This window comes from Cyanobium sp. Morenito 9A2 (genome assembly GCF_024345575.1).
Classification (GTDB): Bacteria; Cyanobacteriota; Cyanobacteriia; order PCC-6307; family Cyanobiaceae; genus ATX-6F1.
In genome coordinates, this window is record NZ_JAGQBJ010000011.1 from 51,013 (window position 1) to 70,766 (window position 19,754).

The window sequence follows — 19,754 nt, forward strand, 5'->3', positions numbered from 1 at the left end:
ATCCGCTCATCCGGATGCTGTGGGCGGACGGCTTTTCCCTTTCCAGCCCCAACCCCTTCGCCGCCATCAAGCCATGCTCATCAGCCGGGGAAGAAACCCCAGTGCCGGGGAAATCCTCACCCAACTGGTTCAGGCCAAGGGCCTGCGCGATCGGGTGTTGATCACCCTCGGGTTGCTGTTGATGGTCCGCTTGGGCATTTATGTGCCCATGCCCGGCATCGACCGGCTGGCCTTCCAGGAGTTCATCTCCAAGGGGGGGCAGTTGATCGGCTTTCTCGACATCTTCACCGGGGGCGGCCTCTCCACCCTGGGGGTCTTTGCCCTGGGAATCCTGCCGTTCATCAACGCCTCGATCATCATCCAGCTGCTCACGGCCGCCATCCCCAGCCTTGAGGAGCTGCAAAAAAACGAAGGAGAGGCAGGTCGGCGCAAACTTGCCCAGATCACGCGCTACGTCGCTCTCGGTTGGGGCATCCTGCAGAGCACGGTGTTCGCTCTGATCCTCAAGCAATATGCCCTTCCCGGGCTGAGTGAGCCGGTGTTCGTGATTCAGACCACCCTTGCCTTGGTCACCGGTTCGATGGTGGTGATGTGGGTGAGCGAAGTGATCACCGAGCGGGGCATCGGCCAGGGAGCCTCCCTGGTGATCTTCGTGAACATCGTCGCCACCCTTCCCAAGGCCCTGGGGTCCACCGTCGAATTGGCCCAGAGCGGCGACCGGAGCACCGTGGGGGGGATTGTGATGCTTGTGCTCGTCTTCCTGGTCACGATCGTGGGGATCATCTTCGTGCAGGAGGGCAACCGCCGCATCCCCATCGTGAGCGCCAAGCGCCAGGTGGGCCAGAGCAGCACCCTGGCGGCCCGTCAGAGCTACCTGCCCCTGAAGCTGAACGCCGGTGGTGTGATGCCGATCATTTTCGCTTCGGCCGTGATCTTCCTCCCCCTGACGATCGCCAACGTCACGCGTTCTCCCTGGCTGATCCAAGCCGCCAGCTACCTGAACCCCAACAGCAGCACCCCCTGGCTCTATGCCCTGGTGTTCTTTTCCTTGATCTGCGGATTCTCCTTTTTCTACGCCACGCTCACCGTCAATCCCGTCGACATTGCGACCAACCTCAAGCGCAGCGGTGTGGCCGTGCCCGGGGTCCGTCCAGGATCAGCCACAGCCCTCTACCTCTCCGGCGTGCAGAACCGGCTGACCCTCCTTGGGGCGCTGTTCCTGGGGGCGGTGGCCATCATTCCCTCGGCGGTGGAGGGGGCCACCCAGGTCCGAACCTTCCAGGGGCTCGGCGCCACGTCGCTGCTTATCTTGGTCGGGGTGGCGATCGACACGGCCAAGCAGGTTCAGACCTACGTCATTTCCCAGCGCTACGAAGGCATGGTGCGCCAATGAGTCAACGCATTCTTTTTCTCGGCCCTCCCGGAGCCGGCAAGGGCACCCAGGCTCAGCTCCTGTGCGACTCCAGCGGGCTGTTGCACCTCTCCACCGGCGACCTGCTGCGGGCTGAAGTCAAGGCCGGCACGGACCTAGGGCTGGAGGCCGAGGCGGTGATGGGGCGCGGTGAGCTGGTCAGCGATGACCTGGTGCTGGCGATTGTGCGCAGCCGCCTGAGCAGCCACGCCGGCGGCTGGCTGTTGGATGGCTTCCCGCGCAACCTGGCCCAGGCCGAGGCACTGGAAACGTTGCTGGCCGAACTTGGCCAACCGCTCGAACAGGTGGTCCTGCTCGAGCTCGACGACAGCCCGCTGGTGGAACGCCTGCTGGGGCGCGGCCGCGCCGACGACAACGAAACGGTGATCCGTCACCGCCTGTCGGTCTACGCCGAGCAGACGGCGCCCCTGATCGAGCATTACCGCCAACAAGGTCTTCTGGTGAACGTGGAGGCCTCTGGCACGGTGGAGGCCATCGCCTCGCGCATCAGCACGGCACTGGATTGACCCGTGTGGTAGGGTCGCTGTTTGCAAACTCGGAGAGTCCACCACCATGAAGGTGCGTGCCTCAGTCAAGAAAATGTGCGACAAGTGCCGGGTGATTCGCCGCCACGGCCGGGTGATGGTGATCTGCACCAACCCCAAGCACAAGCAGCGTCAGGGCTGACCTGACCTCTCCCGCCTCCCCCCACCCTCGGGCGGCGGTCTCAGCACCCTCGGGTGCCCTTCAAGGCCTGATTCCAGGCCACCCCCCTGCTCAACCGATCGTTTTTTCGTGGCTCGGATTGCCGGCGTCGACATCCCTCGTGACAAGAGGGTCGAGATTGCACTCACCTACATCTATGGCGTCGGGCTGACCCGGGCCCAGAAGCTCCTCGCCAAGACCGGGGTCAACCCCGACATCCGCGTCAAGGACCTTGACGACGCCGATGTTCAAAAGCTCCGTACGGCGGCTGAGGGCTTCACCCTCGAGGGTGACCTGCGCCGCCAGGAGGGTATGGCCCTCAAGCGCCTTCAAGACATCGGCTGCGTGCGCGGCCGTCGTCACCGCATGGGCCTCCCGGTGCGTGGACAGCGCACCCGCACCAACGCCCGCACCCGCCGCGGGGCTCGCAAGACCGTGGCCGGCAAGAAGAAGTAAGCCCCCTTGTGAACCCCCATCGGGGCGTTCCACTTCCCACCTCTCCCCTACCAGCCCCCCTCCATGGCGAAGCCAGCCAAGAAATCCGGCGCGAAGAAGACCAAGCGCAACGTGCCCAACGGTGTCGCGCACATCCAGAGCACCTTCAATAACACCATCGTGTCGATCACCGACACGGCGGGCGAGGTGATCTCTTGGTCATCGGCCGGTGCCAGTGGCTTCAAGGGTGCCCGCAAAGGCACCCCCTTCGCCGCCCAGACGGCCGCCGAAGCCGCCGGTCGCCGCGCCCTGGAGCAGGGCATGCGCCAGATCGAAGTCTTGGTGCGCGGTCCGGGCTCCGGCCGTGAAACCGCCATCCGCGCGCTTCAGGTGGCCGGCCTCGAGATCACCTTGATCCGCGACGTCACGCCGCTGCCCCACAACGGTTGCCGGCGGGCCAAACGCCGGCGCGTTTGATCCTTTGAAATCCGGCCCGTCGAGGCCCGCTTCCCTCACCTTTTCGAGCTTCGCACCGTGCTGCAGTACCAGATCGATCGGACCGAACACCAGATCTCCGACGACCGTTCCCAGACCGGCGTGTTCGTGATCGGCCCCCTTGACCGGGGTCAGGCCATCACCCTGGGCAATGCCCTGCGCCGGGTGCTGATGGGGGGCCTTGAGGGCAGCGCCATCACAGCTGTGCGCATCGCTGGCGTCAACCACGAATACGCCACGGTGCCCGGTGTACGCGAAGACGTGCTCGACATCTTGCTCAATTGCAAAGAAGTCACCGTCAACAGCCGCAGCCGTGACCTGGAGATCGGTCGTCTGGTGGCCAACGGCCCCGCCACCGTCACGGCCTCCGAGCTGCAGTTCTCACCGCAAGTGCACGTCATCGACGGCCAGCGAGTGATTGCCACCGTGGCCGAAGGCCACAGCCTCGAACTGGAAGTCCACGTGGAGCGCGGCATCGGCTACCGCCCGGTGGATCGTCACCACGAAGACGTCAGTGCCATCGACCTGCTGCAGATCGATGCGGTCTTCATGCCCGTGCGTCGGGTCAACTACACCGTCGATGAGACCGCAGTCGGGGAAGGTGGCTCCTCCCGTGAACGTCTCCGCCTGGAGATCCAAACGGACGGCTCCGTCACCCCCGACGATGCCATGGCCCAGGCGGCCAATGAGTTGATCGCCCTGTTCCAACCCCTCGCCAGCCTCACCTTGGTGGATGAGCCGGGCCTGGAGCCGGAGCCTTCAGCCGAAGCCCAGATCCCCCTCGAGGAGCTGAACCTCTCGGTTCGTGCCTACAACTGCCTCAAGCGAGCCCAGGTCAATTCGGTTTCCGATCTCATGGGCTTCAGTTACGAGGATCTCCTTGAGATCAAGAACTTCGGTTCAAAATCGGCCGATGAAGTGATCGAAGCGCTTGAGCGCATCGGGATCTCCCTGCCCCAGAGCCGCACCAGCGCCTGATCGGCGGCCCAACGTTTCCCTTCCCCAGCCTCAGAACCATGCGACACCAGTGCCGAGTCCCCCTGCTGGGACGCCCCGCCGACCAACGCAAGGCTTTGCTCCGTGGTCTCACCACCCAACTGATCCGCGAAGGCCGGGTGACCACCACCAAGGCCCGCGCCAAGGCCTTGCGCAATGAAACCGAGCGCATGATCACCCTGGCCAAAGAAGGCAGCCTCGCGGCCCGCCGTCGCGCCATCGGCTACATTTTCGACAAGCAGTTGGTGCACGCCCTTTTCGACAAAGCCCAGGAGCGTTACGGCGAGCGCAACGGCGGCTACACACGGATCATCCGCACGGTGCCCCGCCGGGGTGACAACGCCGAGATGGCCATCATCGAGCTGGTCTGAGCACCCCAGCCGACAGCTCTCAACGGGCCGCCCCGAGCGGCGCGCAGGCGGGGCGCCAAGCGACTCGAGCAGAACGCCGCATCGCCCTCTGCCTTCAGTACGACGGAGCGCCCTACCGGGGTTGGCAACGCCAGCCCACCGGGCTCAGCGTTCAGCAGGTCCTTGAAGAGGCCATTGCCTGTCTGGATCCCGATGGCCATGCGCGTGTGTCTGCTGCCGGCCGTACCGATGCTGGCGTCCACGCCGCCGCCCAGGTGGCGCACTTCGACTGCGCTGGACCCATCCCAGCTCAACGCTGGCCCGCAGCCCTCAACGGCCGGTTGCCCCCCAGCCTCCGCGTGCAGGCGGCGGCGGCTGTCCCCTCCGACTGGCATGCCTGCTTCAGCGCCGTCAGTCGGCGCTACCGCTACACGATCCACAACGCCCGGCAGCCGAACCTTTTTCTGGCTCCCTTTTGCTGGCACCGCTACCAGTTGCGTCTGGATGAGCAACTGATGCGGACCAGCCTGGGCAGGCTCCTTGGCCACCATGATTTCTCCGCCTTCCAGCGGGCCGGCAGCAGCCGCTCCCATGCCCGCACCACCGTCCAGGAGGTGAGCGTGGAGCGCCAGGGCGATCTGATCGTGACCGAGATCCAGGCCAGCGGCTTCCTCTACGGGATGGTGCGCCTGCTGATGGGCCAACTGGTGGCGGTGGGTGAAGGCAGGCTCTCCCCCGTTGAATTCGAGCGCCGCTGGCGCGAGCGGGCCCGAGGCGAGGTCAAAGAAGCGGCCCCACCCCAGGGCCTCTGCCTGCTGCGGGTGGGCTACCCAGAGCCTGTTTTCCCAAAGGCTGCGTGGTACGATTGCCAACCGAGGTATCTCCTCGAGATTCCTGATCCACCGGAGCTTTTGCCCCCTCTGCCGGCCCCCTGAGCCGGCAGAACAATGGATCAGAGCTGGGGAATCATCCCCCTCCTGAGTGCCCCCGATCCCACCAGCCCGCCCCTAAGACGCGCCTTGAATCAAGGCCGTCCCCGGCGAAGCGTTAGGGTCAACACAATGCGTCTGCGGCACTAGAACTCCGGTGCCCTGCCGTCACACTCCCTGTCCAGCCCCATCCATCGGGATGGCGCGCTACCGATCCGGCCAGCCGGTGCGATGAACAAGACTCTCGTTCCCCAGATTGATTCCCTCGAGCGCCAGTGGTTTCTGGTGGACGCAGCGGATCAGACCCTCGGCCGCCTGGCCAGCGAAGTGGCCCAGGTGCTGCGGGGGAAGAACAACCCCAACTTCACCCCCCATCTCGACACCGGTGACTTTGTCGTTGTGATCAACGCCGACAAGATCCGGGTAAGCGGCAACAAAGCCACCCAAAAGATCTACCGCCGCCACTCTGGTCGACCCGGTGGCATGAAGACCGAGAGCTTCGAAGCTCTCCACGCCCGCCTGCCCGAGCGGGTGGTCGAGAAGGCGATCAAGGGCATGCTTCCCCACAACGCCCTCGGCCGTCAGCTCTTCCGCAAACTGAAGGTCTACAAGGGCGCTGAACATCCCCATGCCGCCCAGCAACCCAAGGTCCTCGCGCTCGATCCCGCCACCTCCGCCCCATGAGCACTCCCTCCAATCGCGTCGTTTACTGGGGCACCGGCCGTCGCAAGACCGCTGTCGCCCGTGTCCGGGTGGTGCCCGGCACCGGCACCGTCACGATCAACGGACGCCCTGGCGACAACTACCTCAACTACAACCCCAGCTACCTGAGCGCGGTCAAAGCACCCCTGCAGACCCTGGGGCTCGCCAACGACTACGACTTGCTGGTCAATGTGCGCGGCGGTGGCCTCACCGGCCAGGCCGACGCGATCAAGCAGGGTGCCGCTCGGGCCCTTTGCGACCTCTCCCCCGACAACCGCAAGCCCCTGAAGACCGAAGGGCACCTCAGCCGTGACCCCCGCGCCAAGGAACGGCGCAAGTACGGCCTCAAGAAAGCCCGCAAGGCTCCTCAGTTCTCCAAGCGCTGATCCCCACCATGGCCAAGCCCGACATCCATCCCACCTGGTACCCCCAGGCCAAGGTGATCTGTAATGGGGAGGTGATCATGACCACCGGCTCCACCTCCCCCGAACTGCACGTCGACGTGTGGAGCGGCAATCACCCCTTTTACACGGGAACCCAAAAAATCCTCGACACCGAGGGACGTGTGGACCGTTTCATGCGCAAGTACGGCATGGCCGGTGCGGCCTCCGACGTGAACGAAACCAGCCCAGCCAGCGAGGGAGCCACGGCGACCTCCTGAAAGGATCGGTTCAAGCGATGGCACAGGCCGGGTGCTGAAAGGCATCCGGATTTTTGCCGTCTGGAGCTGCCGCACTGATCGCCATGGACGCCACCTTCCTCAGCGAGCGCCTGGAGACGGCCTGCCGCACCTTCGCCAGCCTTGAGCGGCAACTGGCTGATCCCGACGTGGCCGCCAACCCCGGCCAGCTCGAGCGCATTGCCCGCGAACGTTCGCGGCTTGAGCCATTGGTGAATGACTACGAACAGCTCAATGGTCTGCGGCGGCACCAAAGCGAAGCTCGCGAGCTGCTGCGCAGCCACCGCGGCGACATCGAAATGGAACAACTCGCCCAGGAAGAGCTCTGCGATCTGGCGGCCAGCATCGCTGCACTGGAACAGAGACTCACCCTGGCGTTGTTGCCCAGGGACCCGCGGGATGAGCGCAGCGTGATGCTCGAGATCCGGGCCGGTACCGGCGGTGATGAGGCGGGGATCTGGGCCGGCGATCTGGCACGCATGTACGAGCGCTATGCCCAGTCGCTGGGCTGGCAGGTGGATCCGGTCAGCGCTTCGGAAGCCGATCTGGGTGGCTATAAAGAGCTGATCCTCTCCATCCGCGGCGAAGGGGTCTTCAGCCAGCTGAAGTACGAAGCCGGCGTGCACCGGGTGCAGCGGGTGCCGGCCACCGAATCCCAAGGGCGGGTGCACACCTCAACAGCCACAGTGGCGGTGATGCCCGAGGTCGATGCGGTGGAAGTGCAGATCGACCCGACCGACATCGAGATCAGCACGGCACGCTCGGGCGGCGCCGGCGGCCAGAACGTGAACAAGGTGGAAACGGCCGTGGATCTGCTGCACAAACCCACCGGCATCCGGGTTTTCTGCACCCAGGAGCGCTCCCAGCTCCAGAACCGCGAGCGCGCCATGGCGATCCTGCGAGCCAAGCTTCTGGAACGCCAGCTGGCCGAGGCTGCCGAGAAGGAAAGTTCAGCGCGCCGGGCCCAGGTGGGCAGTGGTGATCGCAGCGAGAAGATCCGCACCTACAACTACAAAGACAACCGCACCACCGACCACCGCCTGGGACGCAACTTCGCGCTTGAACCGGTGCTGCAGGGGCAACTGGGGGACCTCATCGGCAGTTGCATCGCCGCGGAACAGCGCCGGCAACTGGAGGAACTCGCGCACAGCTCTGCCGGATGAGCCGCCTGGCTTGCCTCCGCTCAGGCCCCAATCACGTATTTGGCCCATTCCTGGTGGGTGCCGGCGCGAATCTGGCGGGTGGCCTCGAAGTAAAGGCTGCTGATCGGCCGCCGGGGTTCGCGGGCCAGGGGCATGCCCGCCTCCCGGGGGGTGCGGTTGCCCTTGCGCACGTTGCAGCGCAGGCAGGCCGTGGTCACGTTCTCCCAGCTATCCCCGCCGCCGCGGCTGCGCGGCAGCACATGGTCGATGGAGAGTTGCTCCCCTTGGAAGCCGCAGTATTGGCAGCTGTGGCCGTCGCGGTGGAAGACGTTGCGGCGGGTGAGCGGCAACTGCTTGTAGGGCACGCGCACGAATTGGCGCAACCTGATCACGGTGGGGAGGTGATGGTCGGGGCGAATGGGCCGTCCCAAATCGTGCTCCAAGCCCTCAGCCTTTCCTTTGAGCAGCATCACCATGGCGCGGCGCCAGGTGGTGATGTTCAGCGGCTCATAGGAGGCGTTCAGGACAAGAACGTGGCGCATGCCAGTTCCACTGTTGGGGGGCATGCTAGGTGGACTTTGCCCCGGGCCTGGTGTCGAGCGACGCTGTTGGCGCCTCTCCCCGCCTTCGCCCCCTGAGCGGCCCGGTCCCGATGGTGTTGCCCGACCCCAGCGAACTGGCAATCCTGCTGGACGGTGAGCTGAGGGGTGACTGGCAAACCGCGACCAGATCAGCCCCCCTGCGGACCGCCGCCATCGATTCCAGGCGTGTGCGCAGCGGCGATGTGTTTTTCGCCCTGGTGGGCCCCCAGAACGACGGCCACACCTATGTGGAGGCCGCCCTGGCCGCGGGGGCGGCTCTGGCGGTGGTCCAACGCGGCTGGAGGCCCAGCGCCTGTCCTCTGCCACGGCTGGAGGTGGAGGCCCCACTGGCGGCCCTGCAGGCGCTGGCGGCCTGGCACCGGCGCCGTGCCATGGGGCGCGTGCTGGCGATCACCGGCAGCAACGGCAAGACCGTGGTGAAGGAGGCACTCACCGCGCTGCTGGCCACGCGCTACAAAGTGGCCGCGTCTCCGGGCAGCTGGAACAGTCAGGTGGGGGTGCCCTTGGCGGTGCTGAGCGCACCGCTGGGCACGGAGATCGGCGTGTTCGAGGCAGGGGTCTCCGCCCCCGGCGAGATGGCGGCCCTGGCGGCGATCCTGCAGCCCGATCTGGGGGTGCTCGTCAACGTGGGCCTCGCCCACATCGCCGCCTTCGGCACACGGGAGGCCACCGCCCGGGAAAAACTGCGGCTGTTCGCCACGCTGCCTGCCGAGGGGTGGGTAATCACCCCGGACGACCCCCTGGTGGCAGCGATGCCGATGCCCTGCGAGCGGCTGCTGGTGGGGAGTCAGCCCCGGTTGCTGGAACAGCGCCCCATTCCCAACGGCACCCTGCTGACCCTGGCCTTCACGGACAGCACTGTGCACATCCCCGTGCTCAGTCGTTCCGCTCCCTTGATCGACGACCTGCTGATCGCGATCACCGCTGCCGTCCGCCTCGGGGTCAGCACCGAGGCGGTGGCCACCACCCTCCACGAGTACTCCTTCGGCCCCACCCGCATGGAGACCTGGCGCACACCCGATGGGGTCACGATCATCAACGACGCCGCCAGCTCCGATCCGCTCTCGGTCCAGGCGGCCCTTGACACCGTGGCCGCCGGCCCCAGGGGCGGGGGCAAGCGCATCTTCGTGTTCGGCGGCATGGGCGAGCTGGGGGAACTCGATCAGCGCGAGCACCGGATCATCGGCCGGGTGGCGGCGGAGCGCGGCTTCACCCACCTGGTGTTGCTGCCCCATCCCTCCCAGGCCCAGATGGCGGCGGCCTGGCGCGAGGTCCAGCCCGAAGCGCCGGTGCTGGAGGTGAACCTCTCCGACCTGCGGGAAACCGTGCGTCGGCTGGCCGAACCCGGCGACACGCTGCTGATCAAGGGCCCCCGCAATGAAGGGCTCGCAGCGGCGGCGCGAACGATCTGGGAGTCGATGGCACCTAGGCGATTCCAGGTGGACCTTGGCGCCATCGCTGAAAACATCGCCCGCGTGCGAGCCCTCTGCGGGCCAAAGGTGGCCATCCTGGCTGTGCTCAAGGCCTGGGCCTATGGCACCGAACTGGCGCGGGTGGCCAGCTCCCTGCAGGAGAGCGGCGTCGATTGGATTGGCGTCTCAGCTGCCGATGAAGGGGCGGTGGTGCGCCGAGCCGGGGTGCACCTTCCGATCCTCGTGATGCTGATGAACGGCGAGGAAGTGGACAAGGTGGTCCGGTACCGGCTGACGCCCGTGGTCTATTCCCTCGCTTTCGCCCGCACCCTGGTCGAGGGCCTGCGGGCCCATGGTGCCAGCTGCGAGGTACACCTGGAGATCGACACCGGCATGGGGCGCCTGGGGGTACCCCCCGCCGAGGCCCTGGAGGCCGCCCGTCTGCTGCGCCGCTCGGGGGTCACCCAACTGAGTGGCCTGATGACCCATTTTTCCTGCGCCGACGACCCCACTGCCGATGGGCACAGCCAGGAACAATTGGAGCGTTTCGAGCTGGTGGTGGCGCAGATCCGCGCAGAGGGGGACCCCGAGGAGGCCCTGATCGTCCATGCGGCCGCGACGGCGGCGGCCCTGCGCTTCCCCCGCTCCCGCTTTGACATGGTGCGCCTGGGCCTCGGGCTCTACGGCATCCATCCGTCGGCCGCGGTCGCGCGAACGCTGGACCTGCAGTTGGCGGTGGCCTTCGTGAGCCGTCTGGCCCAGGTGTCGCTCTGGCCGCGCGGCCAAAAGGTGGGCTACGGCGGCACCTACGTGGTGGAGGCGGAGGCCTTGCGTGTGGGCATCGTCGAGGCCGGCTACAACGACGGGGTGCCCTGGCGCCTGGCCGGGGCCGGCGAGGTGATGGTGCAAGGCCAGCGCGTACGCATCCTCGGCCGCATCTCGATGGATTCAATGGCCGTGGACCTCTCGGGGGTGCCGGAGGCGGCCGTGGGCGACGAGGTGCTGATCTTCGGCGCCAGCGAGGGGCAGGAGCTGCGGCCCGAGAGCGTGGCGGAACGGGCCGGCACGATCCCCTACGAGTTGCTGGTCAACGTCGACAGCCGCCGGGTGCAACGGGTGTTCCGCGGCGACTAAGGCGCAGGCAGAGGTGGCCGAGCGACAGCACTGATAAGCTTTCAAGGCTGCTGGAGAGGTGGCTGAGTGGTTGAAAGCGGCTCCCTGCTAAGGAGTTACAGGAGGCAACTTCTGTCGAGGGTTCGAATCCCTCCCTCTCCGTTCCCAAGTTCTGTTCAGCCGGGTTGACGCCCGTGGTCGCAGGCCCTTTCAGTCGACTGGACTGACGCTGAGGGTACGGGCGATCGCCGGCAACAACGCGCCGTCGGCGGCCCGCTCCGCCCCCTCGCTGAACACCACCAGCAGGAATGGTGCCTGGCCCTCAGCCTCGACATAGGCGGCGTCATGGCGGGCCTGGCTCATCCAGCCCGCCTTGCTCCACAACCTGGCTCCCTCCGGCAGACCCTCCCCCAAAAAGCCATCCACCTGATTCTCCGGATCGGCTTCGCGATCGGCCGGATCGAGGGAGCGATCAAGCAAATCGCGCAGGCGAGCGCAGGCGGGTGGCGACACCAGCGTCCCGGCCAGCAGCCCATGCAGGAGGCGTGCCGTGGCATCGCTGCTCAGGCGGTTGCGATTGTCCACGGCCGCTCCATAGAACTGGCGCTCACGGCCAAAGGGCCCGTCCCCCCAGGTCTTCTGACAGGCGTTGCAACCCGACCACTCCGCCCAGCCCAGCCCAGCGAGCCATGCATTCACCAGCTGGCGCTGGGCCTGCCAGGCGGCCAGCCGTGGGGCGGGCAAGTCCGGGCCACTGGTGGTACCGCTGAGCAGATCCACCAACAGGCCTGTGGCGTCGTTGCTGGAGTCGCGGATCATGTCTGCCATCGCCCGCCGCAGCTCTGGGCCGTCCTCCAGCAACTGCTGCTGCAGCCAAGCCTCTACCGCCACCGCATAAACGAGCTTCACCACGCTGGCGGGATACCGCTGGCGCGAACCGCCCCAACTGGCCCCAGAGACCGGCAGGCCCCAGAAGGCCGACGGCTCGAGACCCGCCCCCTGATCGATCAGGCTGCTCCGATAGCGCAGCCAGGTGATCGAGAGCTGAGTTCCCAGCCCCGGACGGCCCTCCAGTTCAAGGCGCTCGACCAGCGCCTCCAGGATCGAGACCATCGCCTCGTCGGGGCGGTAGAACGCCATCGAAACAGCCAACAGCAATGGCGAGATTAGGCACCTTGGATCGAGCCGACCTCCCCACCGGCACCCCAGCCGCCCCTGAGTTGCTGCAAGGAGGCAGCCACTGGCTGCTGCAGGGCGACCTGAACGGCTACAGCCGTCCCACCGGCCAGGGCCTGGCCACCCAGGCGCGAGCTGGTCGGGGCCTGCGCGTGCTGGCCAGCCCAGAGCCACGGGGCAGTCGGCTGCGCGTACGGTTGTTGGAGGACGGCTACCCCTGCTGGGTGGAACCAGCCGATCTGCTCGGCCGCGCCACGGCCCGGGGACCCTGGCGCGCGCGGTTGCTGGAAGCAAAGGCGATTGAGGCGGCGACCGCCGGCGTGATGCATTTCGCCGACCAGGCCCAGAGGATCAGCAATCACTACCTCTGGGGAGGGAGCCTGGGCCCCAACTACGACTGCTCAGGCTTCATCCAAACGGCCTTCGAGCGCTCAGGGGTGTGGATCCCCCGTGATGCCTACCAACAGGAGCGATTCTGCCAACCCGTGGCTGTGGGGCCAACGGTGTTCAGCCTGCTGCGGCCTGGGGATCTGATCTTCTTTGGCACACGCCAGCGCTGCACCCATGTGGGCCTCCACCTGGGCAACGGCCGCTACCTGCACAGTTCCGGCCGCGCTCACGGGCGCGATGGCCTGGGTGTAGACGGCCTCAGCCCTGCTGACACCGATCCCGTAGCGAGCCACTACCGACGCGAACTGCGGGGCGCGGGCCGGGTGGTGCGCTGCCATGACGGATCGACCCTTGCCTAAGTTGCAATGATCCACGGCCCCAACCCAGGCCCCCATGAGCGAGTCCCAGGCCCCCGAGGTCTCGATTGTGGTGCCCCTCTTCAACGAGGCGGAGAGCCTGCCACCGTTGGTTGAACAGTTGCTGGCCAGCCTGCGCCCCCAGGGACGCAGCTTCGAGCTGGTGCTGGTCGACGATGGCTCGGTGGATGCCACCGCCAGCGTGCTCACGCGGCTGGCGGAGACGACCCCCGAACTGGTAGCGGTGCTACTGCGTCGCAACTACGGTCAGACCGCCGCCATGGCCGCCGGTTTCGATGCCAGTGTCGGGGCCTTGATCGTGACCCTTGACGGGGACCTTCAGAACGATCCGGCCGACATCCCTTTGCTGCTCAAACGTCTGGAAAAGGGGTTCGATCTGGTCAGCGGCTGGCGCCACGAGCGTCAGGACGGCGCCCTCAACCGCCTGCTCCCCTCCAAGATCGCCAACGGCCTGATCGCCCGGGTCACCGGCGTGAAGCTCCACGACTACGGCTGCTCGCTCAAGGCCTACCGACGCGAAGTGGTCGCCGACATGAACCTCTATGGGGAGCTGCACCGCTTCCTGCCAGCCCTGGCCTTCATTGAGGGGGCACGGATCACCGAGGTGAAGGTTCAGCACCACGCCCGGCGTTTCGGCCGCAGCAAGTACGGGCTGGATCGCACCTTCCGGGTGTTGATGGACCTGCTCACCGTGACGTTCATGAAACGGTTCCTGACCCGACCCATGCACGTCTTCGGCCTTGGGGGGCTGGCGGGAATCGGCGCCGGTCTGCTGATCGCCCTGCATCTGAGCTACGCCAAGCTCGTGCTGCAGGAAAACATCGGCAACCGACCCCTGCTGATGGTGGCCGTGCTGGCCATCGTCACAGGGGTTCAGCTTTTCTGCTTCGGCCTGCTGGCCGAACTGCAAATGCGCACGTATCACGAAAGCCAGGGCCGGCCGATCTACCGGGTGAGGGCCACGATGCGGGGAAGGCTGGGCACCTGAGCCGCCGTCACCGGGGAACACCTACGCCCCGGAAGGGTGCAATCGCCGCCGCCGCCAGAGCCACCACAGCTGCATCCCCATCGCGCAATCCCCGACGCAGCCAGGGCAGACCCGAGGGGTGAGGCCACTGCTGGCACGCTGCCATCGCTTCGAGCCGATCGGCAGGGCGTCCTTGCCACAGCCCCCTGATTCGCCCCGCGCAGCCAAGCACTCCCGGGGTGAGACCCCCCGGTCCGCAATGATCGCCAAGGGTGCGTCAACCAGTTCCAACGCCCGGTTCAGAGCCGCCCCAGCTGCCGGAGGGCCGTCAGAACCGTCGCTGCGCAAAGGCCAATCAGGGCTTGCATCATCTGATCGAACGACCTCCAAGGGACAGGTCTGGGCGGGTTGAACTTTTATGTCGCCACTTGATCCTTGCTGGGGGCCCTTGGGAAGAGCTCCTTACAGTACCGGCGGTAGCTGTGTTGGCCCAAGCTGATGACTGGAGATTTTGTCGTTGCCTGGTTGCCGTCGGTGTTGGTTCCCTTTGTGGGAATTCTGGGTCCGGCGATGGCGATGGCCCTGCTGTTCAACGTGATCGAAGCGAGCGACTGACGTTCCGATCGCCCTTCCCTTCGCGCTTAACCCTTCCCCCTCAGCCATGACCGTGACCCCCGTGGCCGACCCCTGTGTCGGCAATCTGGCCACCCCCGTCAACAGCAATTACTTCACCAAGGCCTTCCTCAACGCCCTTCCGGCCTACCGTCCCTCCCTGTCACCCAACCGACGGGGCCTTGAGGTGGGCATGGCCCATGGGTTCTTCCTCTACGGACCCTTTGCCCTGACAGGCCCCTTGCGCTCCACCGAGTACGCCAGCACGGCAGGTCTGCTGGCCTCGATCGGCTTGGTGACGATTCTCACCGTCTGCCTGTCGATCTATGGCACCGCCGGCAACGGTCCCAACGTGCAACCTCCCGATGCCACGATCGCCAATCCTCCCGCTGACCTGTTCACCAAGGCCGGCTGGGCTGAATTCGCCAGCGGCTTCTGGCTGGGGGGTTGTGGTGGTGCGGCCTTTGCCTGGTTGCTGGCAGGCACCGCCATCGTCGCCCCCTTGGTGAAGATCGCCAGCGGCGGCTAAACCGTGGGCTGAATCGCTCATAGATTCACCTGATCCCACCAAGGTTCGCCTCTTACACCTCGCCCCGCCTCGCCGGGGCTTTTTTATGGTCGCCAGAAGTGCACACAGCCGCCCTGTGATCCAGGCGGACAGGAGGACGTGCCCAGGGCGGGTAGGCCGCAAGGCGGAGGGTGGGCAGGTTCATTGAACAACCGAAGAACGCCAAGAACCTTGGGCCGCATGCAGAGCGTCAAAAACCAAGCGAGCACCCCCTGAGTGACATCAACCATGGTGAACAAGGATGGATGAAGCACACTCCTGCCTACTTAAAGCAAGACTTTAGATATTGCGCTCAAAAAGAGACCTGAAGACTTGTTCAGTTTGAATTAACCCAGAGGTGAAGGGATTGGAGAACAGATCGAGAAACAGCGCTGGCAAGGGCAAGGCAAGCAACAAGGCGCCACCATTGATCCTATGGCGCCAACCACCTCGAGCCGTGGAGAAAAGAAGCACCGCAATAGCAAAATAAAGCACGATGACAGCCAACCAAAGGATCGACTGAAAATTTGGCTTGGCCTGGGATAGACGCTTCTCGCGAGCGTCGATAATGTTGTAGAGAATCTCCGCAGACTTTTGCTGGTAAAGCGTGGCTGCAGGAGACTCCTCAATGCCCTTGGGCAAGTTCGCATTTTTGGACGAGAAGAACAACTGCAACTCATCAAGCGCTAACGAGGTCTCGGGGCTGCGCTGACCGGAGCGCATGGTCTTGGATTCACTTTCAGCGATCGAATCGGCATAGTCGTAGACCAGTCGGCGCGCCTCCACCCGCTGCTCCTCTGGGAGAACTGAAACAATCGCTCCGAGCCTGTTCAACGTGACCGCTTCGGCGGTGGCGGTGGAATTCAGCTCCAGGACATGAATGAAAGCATTGGAAAGCAGAAAGGCCGTCACCAGACCAAAGATGCTAGCCAAAGGTCCCAGCATGATTGGATCGAACTGGTCACTCAGGAGCTTGCGGCGCCGCAAAAAGGACACAAGCTTAAGCGCCAAGAACACCAGCACCAAGGCGATTCCGTAGATGCGGATTACTCCGACCAAGAAGGGGAACAGCTGATTGATGAAGAGCAACATGAGCTAAATGGGAAAAAGGTTGCGACAGAACGGACAGAGTCAGTGAATAAAATTGGCGCCGCCACCCATCATGAATGTGAGCTGAACAAAGTCACTTCCATTGTGATTGGTCGGTGAGAAGGACAGCTTGAATCCGCCGAAGTCAACATTGCTCATCGACTCCAGACCTCGCCGCAAAGAGACCCGAGTCGGATTAGGCCCTGCCCTACGTAACGCTTCGACGGTAGTCTTGGCAGCTAGAAAACCTTCGAGGCTGTAGAAGCTAAAGCGAAGACGTGGATCCGAGCGGCGCAGAATGCTCTGGTACTCGTGCACGAGAGGAACTGTGGCATCCCAGGGGAACGGTACGACCTGGGTGATGCCAATGTTGCGACCCAAGGGGCCCAAGGCCTTGGCGAGGGGAATACTTCCAACGAACGATAGGCTCATCAACTGGGCTTCGGACCCCAGTGACTTGATGTTGCGCACAAAACTGGCCGCCGTTCCATAGGTGGTGACCATCACCACAGCATCGGGCTTGGCATCGTGAATCAGCCGGGCCGCTACTCCTGTCTCCAAGCTGTTGCGTTGGACAGAGGCCTTTTGCACCAGCTTCATCCTGCGCCGAGCAAGGGCAAGTTCAACGGCACGCAGCCCGTCGCGGCCATAACCATCGTATTGATAGAGCACCGCCACATCGCGAAAGCCATAACGGACCAAGTAGGAAACAATCCGCTCGGCCTCTTGGTTATAACTGGCCCGAATGTTGAAGATCAACGGATTGGTGGGGGTCCGAATCAATTGGGCACCACTCACGGGAGCCACCAGGGGAACGCCCTGGCGCCTCATCTCTGGCAACGCAGCTTCTATTCCAGGAACACCAATCAGGCCGAACAGAGCGTAGACCTTCTGCGATCGAATCAGATCGTGCACATTGAGGCGGGTTTTGCCAGGGTCATATTGATCATCAAGCACTTGGACAGCTATTTTTCGGCCATACACACCGCCCTGGGAATTGACCAGATCAAAGTAAGCCAAGGAGCCCGCCACAAAGGCTTGCCCCAGTTGTCCTGAGGGACCCGTCAAGGGGACCGACTGTCCAAGCAGGATGGTTTGCTGGTTGATGCCGGCCTCCGAAGCACGGAGCCAGATGGCGGGAGCGATCACCGCGAGGGCACCTCCCGTTGTCACCAGGAGGACCAGCCATCGGCGGCGCGCAGGCCCTAAGGAACACCAACGAATAGCCACCAACCTTGCACGTCTACGGATGCCGAACATTCGTGAGAATTCTGCTGTGCATTAATCACAAAGCTAATCCCAGCAACGATCAGAAGAAACGAATCCTCGCATCCATTGACCCATGAAAAAGCCCCGGCTGACGCCGGGGCAATGGAGGTAAGGTGCGTCCCTCGAGGAAGGGTGCTTATCCGAACTTGCCTGATGTGGAAGCGATCAGGAAGGCCGCATAGGTTAAGACATAGCCGACTGAGAAGTGAGCCAGACCAACCACACGGGCTTGGACAATCGAGAGGGCCACGGGCTTATCGCGCCAGCCAACAAGGTTGGCAAGCGGAGTGCGCTGGTGGGCCCAGACGATGGTTTCGATCAACTCTTGCCAGTAACCGCGCCAGGAGATCAGGAACATGAAGCCCGTCGCCCAAACCAGGTGACCGAACAGGAACATCCAGGACCAGACGGCCAGGTTGTTAGAGCCAAACGGGTTGTACCCGTTGATCAGCTGAGAGCTGTTCAGCCAGAGGTAATCACGGAACCAGCCCATCAGATAGGTGCTGGATTCGTTGAACTGAGCCACGTTGCCCTGCCAGATGGCCAGGTGCTTCCAGTGCCAGTAGAAGGTAACCCAACCCACGGTGTTCAGCGCCCAGAAAACCGACAGATAGAAGGAATCCCAGGCCGAGATGTCGCAGGTACCGCCACGGCCAGGGCCGTCGCAGGGGAAGGAGTAGCCGAAGTCCTTTTTATCGGGCATCAGCTTGGAACCCCGGGCATCCAGGGCGCCCTTCACCAGGATCAAGGTGGTGGTGTGCAGGCCAAGCGCGATGGCATGGTGCACCAGGAAGTCTCCAGGGCCGATCTGCAGGAACACATCGGTGTTGCCGGAGTTCACCGCATCCAACCAGCCCGGAAGCCAGACGGCGCTATCAGTGCTCGCGATGCTGCCGGAGCTGGCCAGCAGCACATCCATCCCGTACAGAGCCTTGCCACTGGCGGCCTGCACGAACTGGGCGAACACAGGCTCCACCAGGATCTGCTTCTCGGGGGTACCGAAGGCCACGACCACATCGTTGTGGACGTAGAGGCCCAGGGTGTGAAAACCGAGGAACAGGGAAACCCAGCTCAGGTGGCTGATGATCGCTTCTTTGTGCTCAAGCATCCGAGCCAGAACATTGTTCTTGTTGGCTTCGGGGTCGTAGTCACGAATGAAGAAGATCGCACCGTGGGCAAAGGCACCGACCATCAAGAAGATGGCGATGTACTGGTGGTGCGTGTAGAGCGCCGCCTGGGTGGTGTAGTCCTTCGCGATGAACGCGTAGGACGGCAGCGCATACATGTGCTGCGCCACCAGGCTGGTGATCACGCCAAGGGAGGCCAGGGCCAGACCCAGTTGGAAGTGAAGGGAGTTGTTGACTGTGTCGTAGAGGCCCTTATGGCCAGCGCCCAGGGCGCCACCGAAGGGAGTTCCCTTGGGTGGATTGTGGGCCTCGAGGATTTCGCGAATCGAATGACCGATCCCGAAGTTGGTCCGGTACATGTGACCGGCGATCACGAAGATGCAACCAATCGCCAGGTGGTGGTGGGCAATGTCCGTGAGCCACAGTGCTTCTGTCTGGGGGTGGAAACCACCCAGGAAGGTGAGGATCGCGGTGCCGGCTCCTTCCGAAGTACCGAACATTTGGTAGGCCGTATCCGGGTTCTGGGCGTAGACCCCCCAATTACCCGTGAAGAACGGCGCCAACCCAGCCGGATGGGGAGCAACCGAAAGGAAGTTGTCCCAACCGACGTGCACACCCCTTGATTCGGGGATCGCCACGTGGACCAAGTGACCGGTCCAAGCGATGGAACTGAAGCCGAACAGCACAGCCAGGTGGTGGTTGAGCCGGGATTCAGCGTTCTTGAACCAGGCCAAGGACGGCAGGAACTTGGGCTGCAGATGGAGCCAGCCGGCGAACAGGGCCCAGGCCGAGAGGATCAACAGGAAGATGGATCCCTGATAGAGCTCAGCGTTGGTGCGCATTCCGATCGTGTACCACCAGTGGTAAAGACCTGAGAAGGCGATGTTCACCGGAGAGGAAGCGCCGGCCTGGGAGAAGGCCGTGATGGCCCCCTGGCCGAAGTGAGGATCCCAGATCGCATGAGCGATGGGACGGACATGCAGAGGATCGGCGACCCACTGCTCGAAGTTGCCCTGCCAGGCGATATGGAACAGGTTCCCAGAAACCCAGAGACCGATGATCGCGAGATGGCCGAAGTGGGTGGAGAAAAGCTTTTGGTAAAGCTTTTCTTCCGTGATCCCGTCATGGCTCTCGAAATCGTGAGCCGTGGCAATCCCGTACCAAATACGGCGGGTTGTGGGGTCCTGTGCCAGACCCTGGCTGAACGAAGGAAATTTCGTTGCCATTGG

The 19,754-nt window shown here is 64.2% G+C and carries 22 protein-coding genes and 1 tRNA gene; 18 read left to right on the forward strand and 5 right to left on the reverse strand.

All coding sequences use genetic code 11. The annotated features are described in order from the left end of the window. Window positions 1–73: 73 nt before the first annotated feature. The 12 genes from secY (at window position 74) to prfA (ending at window position 7,865) form a co-directional block, all read left to right on the forward strand. Window positions 74–1,393: a preprotein translocase subunit SecY gene (gene secY / locus KBY88_RS12710; RefSeq protein ID WP_254940306.1), complete on the forward strand. Its 1,320-nt coding sequence runs from the start codon at window positions 74–76 to the stop codon at window positions 1,391–1,393. Further along, window positions 1,390–1,938 (forward strand): adenylate kinase, encoded by a 549-nt coding sequence (locus tag KBY88_RS12715; protein WP_254940307.1) that lies wholly within the window; start codon window positions 1,390–1,392, stop codon window positions 1,936–1,938. Before secY ends, KBY88_RS12715 begins: the two co-directional genes overlap by 4 nt. Window positions 1,939–1,984: 46 nt before the next feature. Further along, entirely contained in the window at window positions 1,985–2,098 is a 114-nt protein-coding gene (gene rpmJ / locus KBY88_RS12720) for a 50S ribosomal protein L36 (protein ID WP_006173336.1), read from the forward strand. A gap of 108 nt (window positions 2,099–2,206) precedes the next feature. Beyond that, window positions 2,207–2,572: a 30S ribosomal protein S13 gene (gene rpsM / locus KBY88_RS12725; RefSeq protein ID WP_254940308.1), complete on the forward strand. Its 366-nt coding sequence runs from the start codon at window positions 2,207–2,209 to the stop codon at window positions 2,570–2,572. Between the two features lie 63 nt (window positions 2,573–2,635). Beyond that, the gene (gene rpsK / locus KBY88_RS12730; protein WP_254940309.1) at window positions 2,636–3,028 is read left to right on the forward strand and encodes a 30S ribosomal protein S11; all 393 of its coding nucleotides are present in this window, start codon (window positions 2,636–2,638) and stop codon (window positions 3,026–3,028) included. A gap of 57 nt (window positions 3,029–3,085) precedes the next feature. Then, window positions 3,086–4,024 (forward strand): DNA-directed RNA polymerase subunit alpha, encoded by a 939-nt coding sequence (locus KBY88_RS12735; protein ID WP_254940310.1) that lies wholly within the window; start codon window positions 3,086–3,088, stop codon window positions 4,022–4,024. A gap of 38 nt (window positions 4,025–4,062) precedes the next feature. Then, complete coding sequence (rplQ, locus tag KBY88_RS12740; protein ID WP_254940311.1) at window positions 4,063–4,413, forward strand: 50S ribosomal protein L17; 351 nt, start codon at window positions 4,063–4,065, stop codon at window positions 4,411–4,413. Between the two features lie 80 nt (window positions 4,414–4,493). Continuing rightward, window positions 4,494–5,327: a tRNA pseudouridine(38-40) synthase TruA gene (gene truA / locus KBY88_RS12745; protein ID WP_254940350.1), complete on the forward strand. Its 834-nt coding sequence runs from the start codon at window positions 4,494–4,496 to the stop codon at window positions 5,325–5,327. Window positions 5,328–5,552: 225 nt separating this feature from the next. After that, window positions 5,553–6,005 (forward strand): 50S ribosomal protein L13, encoded by a 453-nt coding sequence (gene rplM / locus KBY88_RS12750; protein WP_254940312.1) that lies wholly within the window; start codon window positions 5,553–5,555, stop codon window positions 6,003–6,005. Next, entirely contained in the window at window positions 6,002–6,409 is a 408-nt protein-coding gene (gene rpsI / locus KBY88_RS12755) for a 30S ribosomal protein S9 (RefSeq protein ID WP_254940313.1), read from the forward strand. Before rplM ends, rpsI begins: the two co-directional genes overlap by 4 nt. A gap of 8 nt (window positions 6,410–6,417) precedes the next feature. Continuing rightward, window positions 6,418–6,684, forward strand: a complete 267-nt coding sequence (rpmE, locus tag KBY88_RS12760; protein ID WP_254940314.1) for a 50S ribosomal protein L31 — start codon at window positions 6,418–6,420, stop codon at window positions 6,682–6,684. A gap of 83 nt (window positions 6,685–6,767) precedes the next feature. Beyond that, complete coding sequence (prfA, locus tag KBY88_RS12765; RefSeq protein WP_254940315.1) at window positions 6,768–7,865, forward strand: peptide chain release factor 1; 1,098 nt, start codon at window positions 6,768–6,770, stop codon at window positions 7,863–7,865. A 20-nt stretch (window positions 7,866–7,885) separates the two neighbouring features. Here the strand turns inward: prfA and KBY88_RS12770 are convergent, their stop codons facing one another. Next, entirely contained in the window at window positions 7,886–8,386 is a 501-nt protein-coding gene (locus KBY88_RS12770) for an HNH endonuclease (RefSeq protein ID WP_254940316.1), read from the reverse strand. 110 nt (window positions 8,387–8,496) lie between these two features. Here KBY88_RS12770 and alr point away from each other — a divergent pair, with 110 nt between their 5' ends. Next, on the forward strand, window positions 8,497–10,992 hold the full coding sequence (alr, locus tag KBY88_RS12775) for an alanine racemase (RefSeq protein WP_254940317.1): 2,496 nt from the start codon (window positions 8,497–8,499) through the stop codon (window positions 10,990–10,992). Between the two features lie 52 nt (window positions 10,993–11,044). Next, window positions 11,045–11,133, forward strand: a tRNA-Ser gene (locus KBY88_RS12780). A gap of 48 nt (window positions 11,134–11,181) precedes the next feature. Here the strand turns inward: KBY88_RS12780 and KBY88_RS12785 are convergent. Beyond that, window positions 11,182–12,111: a serine hydrolase gene (locus KBY88_RS12785; protein WP_254940351.1), complete on the reverse strand. Its 930-nt coding sequence runs from the start codon at window positions 12,109–12,111 to the stop codon at window positions 11,182–11,184. Between the two features lie 35 nt (window positions 12,112–12,146). Here KBY88_RS12785 and KBY88_RS12790 point away from each other — a divergent pair, with 35 nt between their 5' ends. The 4 genes from KBY88_RS12790 to KBY88_RS12805 all read left to right on the forward strand — a co-directional run bounded on the left by KBY88_RS12790 (window position 12,147) and on the right by KBY88_RS12805 (window position 15,022). Further along, complete coding sequence (locus tag KBY88_RS12790; protein WP_254940318.1) at window positions 12,147–12,896, forward strand: C40 family peptidase; 750 nt, start codon at window positions 12,147–12,149, stop codon at window positions 12,894–12,896. Between the two features lie 34 nt (window positions 12,897–12,930). Next, window positions 12,931–13,902 (forward strand): glycosyltransferase family 2 protein, encoded by a 972-nt coding sequence (locus tag KBY88_RS12795; RefSeq protein ID WP_254940319.1) that lies wholly within the window; start codon window positions 12,931–12,933, stop codon window positions 13,900–13,902. 477 nt (window positions 13,903–14,379) lie between these two features. Further along, window positions 14,380–14,496 (forward strand): photosystem I reaction center subunit VIII, encoded by a 117-nt coding sequence (locus KBY88_RS12800; protein ID WP_254940320.1) that lies wholly within the window; start codon window positions 14,380–14,382, stop codon window positions 14,494–14,496. A gap of 46 nt (window positions 14,497–14,542) precedes the next feature. Beyond that, on the forward strand, window positions 14,543–15,022 hold the full coding sequence (locus KBY88_RS12805; RefSeq protein WP_254940321.1) for a photosystem I reaction center subunit XI: 480 nt from the start codon (window positions 14,543–14,545) through the stop codon (window positions 15,020–15,022). Window positions 15,023–15,340: 318 nt separating this feature from the next. Here KBY88_RS12805 and KBY88_RS12810 read toward each other — a convergent pair whose 3' ends face one another. The 3 genes from KBY88_RS12810 to psaB all read right to left on the reverse strand — a co-directional run bounded on the left by KBY88_RS12810 (window position 15,341) and on the right by psaB (window position 19,751). Beyond that, window positions 15,341–16,132 (reverse strand): bestrophin-like domain, encoded by a 792-nt coding sequence (locus tag KBY88_RS12810; protein ID WP_254940322.1) that lies wholly within the window; start codon window positions 16,130–16,132, stop codon window positions 15,341–15,343. Between the two features lie 39 nt (window positions 16,133–16,171). Further along, window positions 16,172–17,278, reverse strand: a complete 1,107-nt coding sequence (locus KBY88_RS12815; RefSeq protein WP_254940323.1) for an ABC transporter substrate-binding protein — start codon at window positions 17,276–17,278, stop codon at window positions 16,172–16,174. A gap of 256 nt (window positions 17,279–17,534) precedes the next feature. Beyond that, window positions 17,535–19,751, reverse strand: coding sequence for a photosystem I core protein PsaB (psaB, locus tag KBY88_RS12820; RefSeq protein WP_254940324.1), 2,217 nt, complete (start codon window positions 19,749–19,751; stop codon window positions 17,535–17,537). Between the last annotated feature and the right edge of the window lie 3 nt (window positions 19,752–19,754).